The sequence below is a fragment of the Ascidiaceihabitans sp. genome (assembly GCF_039986515.1).
Classification (GTDB): domain Bacteria; phylum Pseudomonadota; class Alphaproteobacteria; order Rhodobacterales; family Rhodobacteraceae; genus Ascidiaceihabitans.
Window position 1 is genome coordinate 126,361 of sequence record NZ_JBDWQO010000023.1, and the last position, 12,764, is coordinate 139,124.

Sequence of the window (12,764 nt, forward strand, 5' to 3'; positions counted from 1 at the left end):
GGCGGGGGACACCCCCGCCTTACCCCCCTGACGCAAAAGAGGTTTCTTAATGGACATCCACGCCGCAGGCACGCGTCCCACCACACGCGCCAATCCCGACTATTTTACAGGCACCGTGTGGATGGATCCCGTCATCGGATCACAGCCCCCTGCCCGTTTGAATGCGCTAGTCGTCAGCTTTGAACCCGGCGCGCGTACGGCATGGCACACCCATCCTTTGGGGCAGACTTTGTATGTCATGTCTGGCACCGGTCGTGTTTGTTTGCGTGGCGAAGCGCCCCAGATCATCCGCGCCGGTGATACCGTGTGGATCCCGCCCCATGAAGAACATTGGCACGGCGCAGGTCCGGACACAGGCATGGTGCATATGGCGATGCAAGAGACTAAAGATGGCTCTGCCGCCGACTGGCTCGACCACGTCACCGACGCCGAGTTTCACCAAGAACCGCGTTGATCGCACCCGTGATCTCTTGCCGAACAGGACCGGATCGCGGCGCGTCGTGCAGGGTCGTGAACCAATGGTCAGGTGGATTGCGCCCTCGGCTGTTGCCCTCAAAGCGAAGCGCACGCAGCACTTTTTGTGCGGGCTCAGGCAACACCTCTGGCGCATCATATCCGTTCAGCACCCCCCAAATCCCTGTCCAGCAGCGCCCGACAGACCATGGATTGTAACCCCCCCCTCCCAGCACCAGAAGGCGCGGCGAAATTGGCATCAAGGCCTGTACGATCGCACGGTGGGCATTGTTTGACAGCGCCAGTCGCGACTGTGGGTCTTCCTCAATCGCGTCCGAGCCGCATTGGATCACCACAGCATCCGGCGCAAAATCCGAGATCAACGGCACAATCACCTCTTTGCGTATCAAAGCCATTTCGCTGTCATTCAGACCCGCAGGCACAGGCAGATTGTAAGTCTGACGTGTTGTGTCGCCTTCAACCACACCCGTGCGCGGCCAACGATCAACTTCATGCACAGAGATCATCAGACACTCGGGATCATCTCCAAACGCATGTTCGACCCCGTCAGGATGATGCGCGTCAATGTCCAGATAAGCGATACGTTGTACGCCGTGCCGCCGTAACGATAACACCGCCAGAACCGGATCATTCAAATAGCAAAACCCGTTTGCGCAGGCAGGCATCCCGTGATGTGTGCCGCCCGCAGGATGATACACAACGCCCCCTTTCGCCAACAATTCACCGGCCAGCAACGACCCCCCAGCCGCCGTGGCGGGGCGGCGGTACATTTCGGGGAACACCGGATTGGAGGGCGTGCCCAACCCGAACTTTTCGCGCACCGCATCCGTTACACTTTGCGCAGCTTCGGCAGCCACCAACGCATCCAGATAGTCGGCATCATGCCACACAGCCAATGCCGCTGGTTTGGCACGTGGACTGGGCACATAGACCTGCGCAGGCAACCAGCCCAAAGCCCGCGACAAATCCATTACCGTCGCCACACGCGGCACCCGCAAAGGGTGCCAATCCCCGTAGGTCGAACCGCGGTAGATTTCCGAGCCAATGAACAAAGGACGCTTTTCCATGGGCCACACAGCTAACGCATTTGAACGAACAGTCTAGGCGCCAATGATCCGCTACACCCTCAAACGTCTGATGTCGCTGATCGTCAGCCTGTGCATCGCAAGCGTGCTGATCTTCTTTGTGATCGAAGTGGCACCCGGTGATCCCGCGTCCTTCATGTTGGGCATCAACGCACAAGAAGACACGGTTGCGGCCTTGCGCACCGAGCTTGGCCTCGATGTGCCAAAATGGCAGCGCTATGTGGCGTGGGTTCAGGGCATGTTAGTCGGCGATTTTGGCACGTCCTACACCTACCGCACGCCTGTTGCACAAATGGTTGCAGACCGTTTGTGGGTGTCGTTGCCTTTGACGCTTTATGCGCTGACCTTGTCCACCGTGATCGCCCTGCCCGCTGGCATGTACGCCGCTGCCCGCCGTGGCCGCACCGGCGATGTGGCAGTGATGGGGGCCACGCAGTTTGGGGTTGCGGTTCCCAACTTTTGGTTTGCGATGATGCTTGTTTTGGTGTTTGCCATCAACCTGCGCTGGTTTTCCGCAGGCGGGTTTGCCGGGTGGGACAAGGGCTTAGGCGCGGGTCTGTGGTCGCTGACGTTGCCCGCCATAGCACTTGCCTTGCCCCAAGCCGCCATTCTGGCCCGCGTCATGCGCAGCGCCTTGCTGGACGTTTTGACCGAAGACTACATGCGCACCGCCCGCGCCAAGGGCCTGACCAAGTCGCAAACCATCTGGAGGCACGGGCTGCGCAATGCGCTAATCCCCGTGCTGACGATCATCGGGTTGCAGTTCTCGTTTCTATTGGCGGGGTCTATCATCATCGAACAGGTGTTTTATCTGCCCGGCCTTGGGCGGCTGGTGTTTCAGGCGATTTCGGCCCGCGATCTGATTGTTGTGGAAAGCGTGGTCATGCTGCTGGTCTTTGCAGTCATCGTCGTCAACTTTGCTGTCGATCTGGCCTATGCCGCTGTCGACCCCCGTCTAAGGTCACGCACATGAACCGCAACCTCGTCATCGGTGGGGTGCTGTCGCTGCTGGCCATTGCCGCCGCCCTTGTGTCCTTTGTCTGGACGCCTTTTGAACACACCGCAATGAACATCCCCGCCAAACTGCAAACGCCAAACGGTGTGCATTGGTTTGGCACCGACCATTTCGGACGCGACATTTTCAGCATGATCATGGTGGGGGCACGGACGTCGATTGCGGTGGCTTTTGTCGCTGTGGGGATCGGTATGGCGCTTGGCATACCGCTGGGGCTTTGGGCTGCGGCGCGTAAAGGATCATACGTGGACGAGCTGATTATGCGCGCCAACGACTTGATTTTTGCCTTTCCCTCATTGGTCATCGCCATCCTGATCACAGCAATTTTTGGCGCTGGGGCCATCAACGCGATCATCGCCATTGGCATCTTCAATATCCCTGTCTTTGCGCGGGTGGTGCGGGGTGCGGCCATGCCGATCTGGGAACGTGAATTTATTCTCGCAGCCCGTGTTGCTGGCAAGAACGCGGCGCGCATATCGCTGGAACACATTCTGCCCAACGTCATGAACCTGCTGATCGTGCAGGCCACCATCCAGTTCAGCCTTGGCATTCTGGCCGAGGCGGCCTTGTCGTATGTTGGTCTTGGCGCACAGCCCCCCACCCCAAGCTGGGGACGGATGCTGGCAGATGCGCAAACCCTTGTCAGCATAGCGCCGCATATGGCTCTGATCCCCGGCTTTGCCATCATCATCACGGTGCTGGGCCTGAACCTGATGGGGGACGGCTTGCGCGACTATCTGAACCCGCGACTTCGGGTGGCGCGGACATGAGCCTTCTGACCATTCGCAATCTGTCCCTATCGATTGGCACGGCCACAATTCTGGAAAACGTGTCACTTGATGTGGCGCCCGGTCAAATTGTGGCCGTGACCGGAGAAAGCGGGTCAGGCAAATCCATGACGGCACTTGGGGTCATCGGATTGTTGCCTGATCACGCGGTCACAACCGGCGATATCCTGCTGGACGGCGAAAACCTTTTGGACCAATCCGAAGCGCAAATGTGCCAGTTGCGGGGCAACGACATCGGCATGGTGTTTCAAGAACCGATGACCGCGTTGAACCCGGTACAAACCATCGGGGACCAGGTGGCGGAAACAATCCTGATCCACTCCAACACCTCCAAACGGGCCGCGCGTGCGCAAGCCGCCGACATGTTGACACGCGTGGGTTTGCCACAAGACAAATTCCCTTTGTCGCGCTATCCCCACGAGCTTTCGGGCGGGCAACGGCAACGCGTCGTGATTGCCATGGCCATCGCGTTACGGCCCAAGCTGTTGATTGCGGACGAACCAACAACGGCCCTGGATGTCACAACCCAAGCGCAAATCCTTGATCTGCTTCAAGGCCTCGCCCGCGATTACGATATGGGATTGCTGATGATCACCCACGACTTGGCCGTTGTGTCGGACATGGCCGACCATATCGTGGTGATGCGACTGGGGCGGATCGTCGAACAAGGTGCCACAAACGCGTTGCTTGCCAACATGCAGCATGACTACACCAAAATGCTGTTCGCAGCGTCAGGGCACGAAGTCGCATTGCCCCCTGTCACACAGTCTAAACCGCTACTTAGGGTCAATTCTGTGCGACGCACCTACAAGATGCCGCGCACCTCATTGTTCGGGGCGCCCGCGCTGTTCGAAGCCCTGAAAGGCGTCAGCTTTAACATAGATCGCGGCGAACGCGTGGGGCTGGTGGGGGAAAGTGGCTGCGGAAAATCGACGCTCACACGGGCCATTCTGGGGTTGGACCCTGTGCAGTCGGGTGAAATCCTGATCGACGATGCCCCCGTTTATGCGGGACAGACCCCCGACCTTGATGTGCGGCGCAAAATGCAGGTGGTGTTTCAGGACCCCTTTGGCAGCTTCAACCCAAGGCACAAGGTCGACAGGTTGATCACCGAACCGTTCCATTTGCTGAAACAGCCCCCCAAAGGGGCTGCGCGACAGGCGTTGATTGGTGAAACGCTTGAGGCCGTGGGCTTAGCCGCTGCGGACCAGCACAAATACATCCATCAGTTTTCCGGCGGTCAGCGCCAGAGAATCGCAATCGCACGCGCTTTGATCATCAAGCCTGAATTGATTGTGTTCGACGAAGCGGTCAGTGCGCTGGATGTATCGGTGCGCGCCCAAATCCTTGACCTGCTGGCGGACCTAAGTGCACGCTACGGGCTAACATATTTGTTCATCAGCCATGACTTAAGCGTGGTGAAAACCGTGACTGACCGCGTGTTGGTCATGAAAGCAGGCCAAATAGTTGAACAAGGTGTGACGGCTCAGGTCTTTGCAAGCCCGCAACATCCCTATACGCAAGAGCTGTTGAACGCGGCACCCAAACTGCCGGACCTCCACCCTCTCGGATCATCGCTTTAGGATGACCACTCTAAAGGATGCAATCACGTGATATTCCTTCGGCTTTTACTGGTTGTGCTTTTGGCATGCCCTTTCGCGGCAAGCGCCCAAGAAAAAGTGCGCAAAAGCGATGTGGTACGGCTGTTGCAAAAACTTCAAACCGAACAGAACAACCCGCAGGCATTGCGCGCGGCAGGATTTGAAGGCGAAAAACTGAAGCTGATGTTGGATCACGGCACCAAACTGGCCAACAACCAGACAATCCTGGGACACATGGCCGATCAATTGATAAACGCCCGCAATGCCCCCACACAAACCAACCCTGTGGGTGGGCTGCTGGCACCGCTTTTGGACCGCGGCATGCCCTATATGCCCGTCAGCGAACAAATTTATCACATGAAGGTCGAACTGACCGTGATGCAAGCCATGAGCACTGCCAACTGTGGCCGCTCTGTCAAAGATACAATTGCTCCCGAAGTCTTTGGCCGTGCCCTTGTTCAAACCATGGCGCGGCTGAACGCGCCGGCCCTGAAGGAATACCTGAGGATCGTGCGCAAAGCTTCAACACTTGGGGTGTCACGACCCAACCCACCCCGTATTGCGGATGCAAAACGCGAAAAAGTCCTGGAGGGATTCGCAAGCGCTTTGGAAGTCACAGCCGCCGAAAAAGGGCTAAGCCGGGCATATGCGCGATCCGACACCGACATGCGCGGGTTAAGCAACCGCGAAGCCTGCGGATTGGGCTTGTTGTTTATCGAAACCATCATCGACACCAAGGGGCCGAACCAGAAGCCGTTGTTGCAACTGTTCTGGCGCGACTTTCAATAGAGGGAAAACCACCATGCGACTGGACCAAAAAACTGCAATCGTGACCGGGGCCGCATCCGGCTTTGGCGCAGGGATCGTCGCAAAATTCGTGGCTGAAGGGTGCCGCGTTCTGGTCGCGGACATCAATGCAGACGGGGCGAAAACCGAAGCGGCCAAGCACGGGGTATCCGCTGTTGCGTGTACCGTAGATGTGGCAAATGGCGCATCGGTCAAAGCCATGGTGGATGCCGCGATTGCTGCGTTTGGCCACGTCGACATTCTGGTCAACAATGCTGGCGTGACGCATTTACCGGCGCCTATGGAAGACGTCACCGAAGATGATTTTGACCGCGTCTACAGCGTGAATATGAAATCCGTCTACCACAGCGCCCGCCATCTTGTGCCACACATGAAATCCCGCAAAAGCGGCGCAATCCTGAACATCGCATCCACCGCAGGCGTCTCTCCGCGTCCGCGCCTGAACTGGTACAACGCCTCAAAAGGCTGGATGATCAATGCCACCAAGGGCATGGCCGTGGAACTGGCCCCCGAAGGCATCCGCGTCAATGCGTTGAACCCTGTGGCGGGGGAAACACCGCTGCTGAAAAGCTTCATGGGCGAAGACACCCCGGAAATGCGCGCCAAATTCCTGTCGACCATTCCGCTGGGACGTTTTTCGACGCCCGAAGACCTTGCAAATGCCGCGTGTTACCTGTGTTCGGACGAGGCCAGCATGATAACAGGGGTGGCCATGGAAGTAGACGGGGGACGGTGCATATGAAGACGATCAACCTTGCGGAGAAACTCGCGCGGTTCGACAGCCACTGGGATCCCCATGTTGTGGCGGATTACAACGGCAACGACGTGATGGTCGTGAAATTTCAAGGCGAATTTCCGTTTCATGACCACCCTGACACCGATGATTTCTTTTTGGTGCTTGAAGGTGAAATGACAATGGATCTGGACGGCGCACACCACACTGTCAAAGCGGGCGAATTGTTCATCGTGCCAAAAGGCGTCACCCACCGGCCCCGCGCCGAACACGAATGCAAGGTCTTGCTGATCGAACCCAAAGGTGTACCAAACACTGGTGATCCGGAAACAGCCGCTGCAAAACCACACATCTGATCCTGCTTCATCTCGCAAAATAAACCTTCGCCGAAGGCCTTAAATCCAAATGAAACCCGGACCCAAAAACAGCATTACAGATATTGCCGGACTAAAAGTCGGCAACGCCCAAAACGACACCCTGAAATCAGGCACAACAGTGCTGGTGGGGGATGTACCTTTCACGGCCAGCGTGGCTGTGATGGGCGGCGCACCCGGAACCCGCGAAACCGACCTTTTGGCACCCGACAAGTCCGTCGCACAGGTTGACGCGCTGGTTCTGTCGGGCGGGTCTGCCTATGGGTTGGACGCTTGTTCAGGGGTTGTGGACGGGTTGCGTGCGCAGGGGCGCGGCTACAAGGTGGCAGACGCAATCATCCCGCTTGTTCCGGGTGCTATCTTGTTCGATCTGATCAATGGCGGCGAAAAAAATTGGGACACCAACCCCTACCGCCAGCTTGGGCGCGACGCGTTTGAAGCCGCCTCTGAACAGTTTGAAATTGGCACTGCGGGCGCGGGCACAGGGGCTTTGACAGGCATGTTCAAAGGCGGGCTTGGCACCGCATCTTTGGTTTTGCCAAACGGGGCCACAGTGGCCGCATTGGTCGCTGCAAACCCCATCGGCAGCGCCACGACACCGTCTGATACGCATTTCTGGGCCGCTCCATTCGAAATTGACGGCGAATTCGGCGGCAAAGGTCCCGATCCATCCAGCGGTTTGGGCCGTGATTTGACCAGCCGAAAAATGACCGCCCTGTACGAGCGCGCGAACACAACCATCGCCATTGTCGCCACCGATCTGGCATTGGACAAGGCCCAATGCTTGCGGTTCGCCACAGCCGCCCATGATGGTATCGGGCGCGCCATTGTTCCCGCGCATTGTCCAGCTGATGGCGATCTGGTTTTTGCGGCCGCGACAGGGGCGTATCCCATGGACAGCCCTGCCCGCGATTTGTTGATGGCAGGTCATGGCGCGGCCTTGTGTCTTAGCCGCGCAATTGCCCGCGCGGTCTATGCGGCGACCCCTGCCAAAGGTGATCTGTTGCCCTGTTGGAGCGATCACAATGCCTGAATTTGCCCATGATGGCGTGACTATACATTACGAAATCAGCGGCCATGGCCCGCCTTTGTTGATGATTGCGGGGATGCTCAGCGACAGCGCAAGCTGGGCGCCTCTTGTCCCATTGTTAGAGCCACATTTCACATTGATCCGACCCGACAACCGAACCACAGGTCGCACACGGCCAATCGGCGCTCCGGCTTCAGTCACCCATTTCGCATCTGATGCGCTGGCCCTGCTGGATCATCTAGATCTGCAAAAGGCCCATGTTTTAGGTCATTCGATGGGCGGCGCCGTCGCAATGATCTTGGCGCGGGTTGCACCGAAACGTGTGCAATCATTGGCATTGGCCGCGGCGGCCCCCCTACAGCTTAAGCGCAATCTTGCGCTGTTTCAGACGTTGCTGGCCATTCGCAAAAGCGACGCAAGCCCCGACACATGGCTGCGTGCGTTATTCCCGTGGCTGTTTGACCCGACGGTTTACGAATTGGAAAATGCCGTGCAAGAGGCCGTTGATGCTTCGCTTGCCTACCCTCATGCGCAAAGCGCGGATGCCATGTCACATCAGATCACGGCATTGGCCGATTTTGATCCAACGCCATTGCTGGGCACATACCCTATGCCCACCTGCGCTTTTCTGGGGGAAAATGATCTTTTGTTGCCAGTCGCCGTCGCCCAACAGGCGCTTAGCGATATAGACACTGTGATTTTGCCCGGCGCGGGTCATTCCATTCATTGGGATGTTCCGGACGTCGTCGCCCATCATCTAACAACCTTTACGAGGACCGCATGACACAAGACCTATATGGCCTGCCCGTCACAGGGGCCGATGCTGCCGCGCTGCAAGGCATCAACGATCTGATCCACGGCTTCATCAGCTTTGACCCCAAAGCCACAAATGTCATGAAAGCGGCCGCTGACGCACCTGAGTGCTGTCTGGCCAACACCTACACAGCCATGATCTGGATGTTGCTTGAAGCCCCGATCGCGGCGGCCAAGGCCAACCCCTTTATTGAAGCAGCCGAACGCGCAGCCCCAAAAGCGACTGTGCGCGAACAGCTTATGACACAGGCAATTCGCGCATGGGTCGACGGTGATGTTCCCGCCTGCATCACCCTGTGCGAAACCATTCTGGATGACTATCCCCGCGATATGGTAGCTTTGAAGCTGGCGCAGTATCACACATTCAACAGTGGTGATTTCGCAAGCATGCTCCGCGTGGCTCTGAAAACCATGCCAGCGGCTGACGACATTCCCTATGCACATGGGATGGTGTCTTTTGGCTATGAAGAATGTCACCTTCTGGACGATGCCGCCGCTTCTGCGCGGCGCGCTATGGACATTCAACGCGCTGAACCTTGGGCGCATCACACGCTGGCCCACGTCTACCTCACACGCGGGCAAACCAACGAAGGCATCGCATTTCTGGAAAGCGTGGCCGACACGTGGGATGGGCTAAATTCATTTATTCATTCACATCTTTGGTGGCACATGGCGCTGTTCTACATCAGCGCAGGCCGTCCGGACGATGTGCTGCAAGCCTATGACACCCATGTGTGGGGATTGGCCAAAGACTATTCCCAAGATCAGGTCGGTGCCGCATCACTGCTGGCACGCATGGAATTCGCGGGCATTGACGTGGGCGCACGTTGGGGGGATGTGGCTGATTACGTGGCCAAACGTGGCGCAGACACGGTTAGCCCGTTTCTGACGCTGCAATATCTATACGCTTTGGGCCGTGCAAAGCGTCCCGAAGGCGAAGCCCTTTTGGACGCGATCGAAGCCCGCGCAAAAGACACCGCACAGCACGATCACAAAACATGGGAAGAGGTGGCATTATGGGCCGCCCATGGCATCGCCGCACATGCGGCCGAAGACTGGGACGACGCGATCCGGTTTCTGGGCAAGGCGCTGCCACGGCTGGCAGAATGCGGGGGAAGCCACGCACAGCGGGATCTGTTTGAACAAATCCACCTAGATGCGTTGATCCAGTCGGGACAAGCATCAAAGGCGCAGCAGGTGTTGGAAATGCGACGCACTTTCGATCCGGGTGGTGTGCCCTTGAACATGATGCTGGCGGATGTTTACGACCAGTCAGGATTGCCCGGCCAAGCGGCCATTGCACGGGCGCGCGCTGAAAGCGCCAAAGCGACGCTGCACTAGCCGTTTTCTTGAAAAGAAAACGTAGCGGAAAATTTGAAATTTTCCGTGACCCTCAGGTTTTGCGGCGGGCTGTGGCCAAATCCACCACGTCGCTGCGGTCCCCCAAAGTTTCCAGCACTTTGGCCACGATGTCACCCGCCGTAAGACCTGCGTCTGCATACATCTCGTCCGGGCTGGCCTGATCAATGTAACGATCCGGCAAATGCATCGTGCGCACCTGCAACCCCCTGTCCAACAGCCCCGCCCCTGCCATGGCTTGCAAAACCATCGCACCAAAGCCGCCCATGGCGCCCTGTTCCACTGTGATTAACGCGCGATGCGTTCCCGCCAGATCACCGATCAACCCCATGTCCAAAGGCTTGGCAAAGCGGGCATCGGCGATGCTAACAGAAATCCCGTCTGCCTCCAACGCCTCTGCCGCCGCCTCACAATCCCGCAACGATGTACCAAGCGCCAACAAAGCCACGTCGGAGCCACCTTCGCGGATCATGCGGCCTTTGCCGATCTCAAGAACCTGACCCCGTTCGGGGCGCTCGACCCCTGTGCCATTGCCGCGCGGATACCGGAAGGCAATTGGCCCGCTATCATACGCCACAGCCGTGGCCACCATATGCGTCAGTTCTGCCTCATCTGCGGCAGCCATAACCACCATATTGGGCAAACTGGCCAAGAACCCGACATCAAAAGCCCCCGCATGCGTCGGGCCATCCGCGCCCACCAATCCGGCACGATCCAAAGCAAAACGCACAGGCAGATTTTGCAAAGCAACGTCGTGCACAATCTGGTCATAACCGCGCTGCAAGAAACTGGAATAAATCGCACAAAAGGGTTTCAAACCGGACGCGGCCATCCCCGCAGCAAAGGTCACAGCATGCTGTTCCGCGATGCCAACATCGAACACACGCGCCGGAAAGCGGTCCTGCAAAATATTGATCCCTGTGCCCGACGGCATCGCGGCAGTGACCCCCACGATTGCAGGATCCCGCGATGCTTCGTCGGTCAGCGCCTCGCCAAAGACGCTGGTGTAGGATGGCACATTGCTTTTGGTTTTCTTCTGAACACCGCTGGCCACATCAAATTTCGCAACGCCGTGATATTTGTCGGCCGATCCTTCCGCAGGGGCATACCCTTTGCCTTTGACAGTGCAGGCGTGGATCAAAACCGGCCCTGTTGCACGGCTGCGCGCGGCACGCAGCACTTGCAGCACCTGATCCATATCGTGTCCGTCAATTGGTCCGATATAGTCAAATCCAAGCTCTTCAAAGAACGTGCCACGGCTTTCCAGACCCGTCACCATTTCACGTGCGCGGCGTGCACCATCACGCACCGGTTTGGGTAGTGCGGCTTCGACACCTTCCGCCACAGCGCGCAGGCCCGCAAGGGGGCCACGTTCGGACAGGCTGGACAGATAGCCAGACATCGCACCGACTGGCGGGGCGATGCTCATTTCGTTGTCATTCAGGATCACGAACAGGCGGCGCCCTTCGGCGCCGGCGTTGTTCATTGCCTCATAGGCCATGCCCGCGCTGATCGAACCGTCGCCGATGACCGCGATGGCATCGCCTGTCGGTTGGCCCAGATCGCGACCTACAGTGAACCCCAATGCTGCAGAAATGGACGTCGAAGAATGCGCCGCACCAAAAGGATCATATTCGGATTCACTGCGTTTGGTGAAACCGCTTAACCCCCCCTTTTGACGCAGGGTGTTCATGCGGTCGCGTCGGCCTGTCAGGATTTTATGCGGGTAACACTGGTGCCCCACATCCCAGATTAACTTGTCGCGTGGGGTGTCAAAAACTGCGTGAATGGCGACGGTCAGTTCCACAACACCCAACGACGATCCCAGATGGCCACCTGTTTCGGACACGGCTTGCACCACTTCGCAGCGCACCTCATCCGCGAGGGCACGCAGTTGCGGGTCCGTCAACCCACGCATATCGCGGGGTCCGGCAACACGGTCTAGAATTGGGGAATTTGTCATAGCGCACATCCAATCTGTTAGACCTCTGACGCCTTGCCCGCGTCGTATCGAGGTAAGAAATAAAAAGGCGCTGCACCCGTGTTTCCAAAGATGCAGCGCCAGGTTCCTGTAGCCAACAGGAAGGGAACCGGGGTGTTGAGCCCCGCTGCCCGGATCAAGGAAGCCAATGATCCGTGCCTGGCATCGCGGGCAAGCCCAGAAAGACCGCCCGCGAAAGTCTTATTCTTCCGCGTACTCAGGTGGCTCTGACGAGGCCAGCTCTGGGTAGTTTTCGATCACATTCAGACCCTGCAAAGGCTGTTGGTAGCCCTTGTGGCAGGTCTTGCAGGCCGCTTTGGGCGCATCTGCATAAATCGGACCAAGACGGTTGGCCGGATAGGTATCTTTCAGCGGCACAAGGTAATCGTTGTTGATTTCCTGCACCATCAAGATGCCAAGGCTTGCGGTGCCCCACTGCGGGGTCACTTGGCCGCCGTCATAAAAGGCGCGGCTGTTGTGGCAAAATACGCAATTCACACCCAGAGAGTTCGCAAAGTAGTTCATCAGGGAATAGGTGCGTTCCGTGTCTTGTATGCTGGCATAATCATCCTGACCCGGCACACCCGCTTCACGGCTTTCAAGGCTGTGCACGGCAATGGTTTCTTCCTCAAGCAGGTATTTTTCCAAAGCGTCCGACGGCAATGACGTCGATTGGCTAAGCGACGTGGCGCGGTTCTGGTTGG

The 12,764-nt window shown here is 57.8% G+C and carries 13 protein-coding genes; 10 read left to right on the forward strand and 3 right to left on the reverse strand.

Features of this window, described 5'->3' with window-relative positions; genetic code table 11:
* The first annotated feature begins 49 nt into the window (after window positions 1–49).
* A complete protein-coding gene (locus ABJL60_RS21055; protein ID WP_348376309.1) occupies window positions 50–454 on the forward strand; it encodes a cupin domain-containing protein in 405 nt (134 codons plus the stop codon).
* Here the strand turns inward: ABJL60_RS21055 and ABJL60_RS21060 are convergent.
* Complete coding sequence (locus tag ABJL60_RS21060) at window positions 420–1,541, reverse strand: acetoin utilization protein AcuC (protein ID WP_348376308.1); 1,122 nt, start codon at window positions 1,539–1,541, stop codon at window positions 420–422. The genes ABJL60_RS21055 and ABJL60_RS21060 overlap by 35 nt on opposite strands.
* A 43-nt stretch (window positions 1,542–1,584) precedes the next feature.
* On the opposite strand from ABJL60_RS21060, the gene ABJL60_RS21065 reads away from it, so the two are divergent.
* Genes ABJL60_RS21065 through ABJL60_RS21105 form a run of 9 tightly spaced genes read left to right on the forward strand, consistent with a single transcriptional unit; the run spans window position 1,585 to window position 10,061 of the window.
* A complete protein-coding gene (locus ABJL60_RS21065; protein WP_348376307.1) occupies window positions 1,585–2,532 on the forward strand; it encodes an ABC transporter permease in 948 nt (315 codons plus the stop codon).
* Window positions 2,529–3,344, forward strand: coding sequence for an ABC transporter permease (locus tag ABJL60_RS21070; RefSeq protein ID WP_108830284.1), 816 nt, complete (start codon window positions 2,529–2,531; stop codon window positions 3,342–3,344). The genes ABJL60_RS21065 and ABJL60_RS21070 overlap by 4 nt, the downstream gene beginning before the upstream one ends.
* The gene (locus ABJL60_RS21075; RefSeq protein WP_348376306.1) at window positions 3,341–4,945 is read left to right on the forward strand and encodes a dipeptide ABC transporter ATP-binding protein; all 1,605 of its coding nucleotides are present in this window, start codon (window positions 3,341–3,343) and stop codon (window positions 4,943–4,945) included. Before ABJL60_RS21070 ends, ABJL60_RS21075 begins: the two co-directional genes overlap by 4 nt.
* A 27-nt stretch (window positions 4,946–4,972) precedes the next feature.
* Window positions 4,973–5,752, forward strand: a complete 780-nt coding sequence (locus tag ABJL60_RS21080; RefSeq protein WP_348291996.1) for a hypothetical protein — start codon at window positions 4,973–4,975, stop codon at window positions 5,750–5,752.
* Between the two features lie 13 nt (window positions 5,753–5,765).
* Window positions 5,766–6,512 carry an SDR family oxidoreductase gene (locus ABJL60_RS21085; RefSeq protein ID WP_348376305.1) on the forward strand — a complete coding sequence of 249 codons (747 nt, stop codon included), beginning with the start codon at window positions 5,766–5,768 and terminating at the stop codon, window positions 6,510–6,512.
* Complete coding sequence (locus ABJL60_RS21090; RefSeq protein WP_348376304.1) at window positions 6,509–6,859, forward strand: cupin domain-containing protein; 351 nt, start codon at window positions 6,509–6,511, stop codon at window positions 6,857–6,859. The genes ABJL60_RS21085 and ABJL60_RS21090 overlap by 4 nt, the downstream gene beginning before the upstream one ends.
* A 49-nt stretch (window positions 6,860–6,908) precedes the next feature.
* Window positions 6,909–7,910 (forward strand): P1 family peptidase, encoded by a 1,002-nt coding sequence (locus ABJL60_RS21095; protein WP_348376303.1) that lies wholly within the window; start codon window positions 6,909–6,911, stop codon window positions 7,908–7,910.
* Window positions 7,903–8,691, forward strand: coding sequence for an alpha/beta hydrolase (locus ABJL60_RS21100; RefSeq protein WP_348376302.1), 789 nt, complete (start codon window positions 7,903–7,905; stop codon window positions 8,689–8,691). Before ABJL60_RS21095 ends, ABJL60_RS21100 begins: the two co-directional genes overlap by 8 nt.
* Window positions 8,688–10,061 carry a tetratricopeptide repeat protein gene (locus ABJL60_RS21105; RefSeq protein WP_348376301.1) on the forward strand — a complete coding sequence of 458 codons (1,374 nt, stop codon included), beginning with the start codon at window positions 8,688–8,690 and terminating at the stop codon, window positions 10,059–10,061. The genes ABJL60_RS21100 and ABJL60_RS21105 overlap by 4 nt, the downstream gene beginning before the upstream one ends.
* A 52-nt stretch (window positions 10,062–10,113) precedes the next feature.
* On the opposite strand, the gene dxs is transcribed toward ABJL60_RS21105, so the two are convergent.
* Together dxs and pufC are read right to left on the reverse strand one after the other, a co-directional pair.
* A complete protein-coding gene (gene dxs / locus ABJL60_RS21110; protein ID WP_348376300.1) occupies window positions 10,114–12,042 on the reverse strand; it encodes a 1-deoxy-D-xylulose-5-phosphate synthase in 1,929 nt (642 codons plus the stop codon).
* A gap of 219 nt (window positions 12,043–12,261) precedes the next feature.
* Window positions 12,262–12,764 (reverse strand): photosynthetic reaction center cytochrome PufC (pufC, locus tag ABJL60_RS21115; protein WP_348502191.1); only part of this gene is annotated, 503 nt, incomplete at its 5' end.

What these genes read in the sequence shown, in the direction of transcription:
- ABJL60_RS21075 (WP_348376306.1), top strand. Translation starts at nt 3,341, where the DNA reads ATGAGCCTTCTGACCATTCGCAATCTGTCCCTATCGATTGGCACGGCC.
- ABJL60_RS21060 (WP_348376308.1), bottom strand. Translation starts at nt 1,541, where the DNA reads ATGGAAAAGCGTCCTTTGTTCATTGGCTCGGAAATCTACCGCGGTTCG.
- ABJL60_RS21100 (WP_348376302.1), top strand. Translation starts at nt 7,903, where the DNA reads ATGCCTGAATTTGCCCATGATGGCGTGACTATACATTACGAAATCAGC.
- ABJL60_RS21105 (WP_348376301.1), top strand. Translation starts at nt 8,688, where the DNA reads ATGACACAAGACCTATATGGCCTGCCCGTCACAGGGGCCGATGCTGCC.
- ABJL60_RS21065 (WP_348376307.1), top strand. Translation starts at nt 1,585, where the DNA reads ATGATCCGCTACACCCTCAAACGTCTGATGTCGCTGATCGTCAGCCTG.
- ABJL60_RS21055 (WP_348376309.1), top strand. Translation starts at nt 50, where the DNA reads ATGGACATCCACGCCGCAGGCACGCGTCCCACCACACGCGCCAATCCC.
- ABJL60_RS21090 (WP_348376304.1), top strand. Translation starts at nt 6,509, where the DNA reads ATGAAGACGATCAACCTTGCGGAGAAACTCGCGCGGTTCGACAGCCAC.
- ABJL60_RS21095 (WP_348376303.1), top strand. Translation starts at nt 6,909, where the DNA reads ATGAAACCCGGACCCAAAAACAGCATTACAGATATTGCCGGACTAAAA.
- ABJL60_RS21070 (WP_108830284.1), top strand. Translation starts at nt 2,529, where the DNA reads ATGAACCGCAACCTCGTCATCGGTGGGGTGCTGTCGCTGCTGGCCATT.
- ABJL60_RS21085 (WP_348376305.1), top strand. Translation starts at nt 5,766, where the DNA reads ATGCGACTGGACCAAAAAACTGCAATCGTGACCGGGGCCGCATCCGGC.
- dxs (WP_348376300.1), bottom strand. Translation starts at nt 12,042, where the DNA reads ATGACAAATTCCCCAATTCTAGACCGTGTTGCCGGACCCCGCGATATG.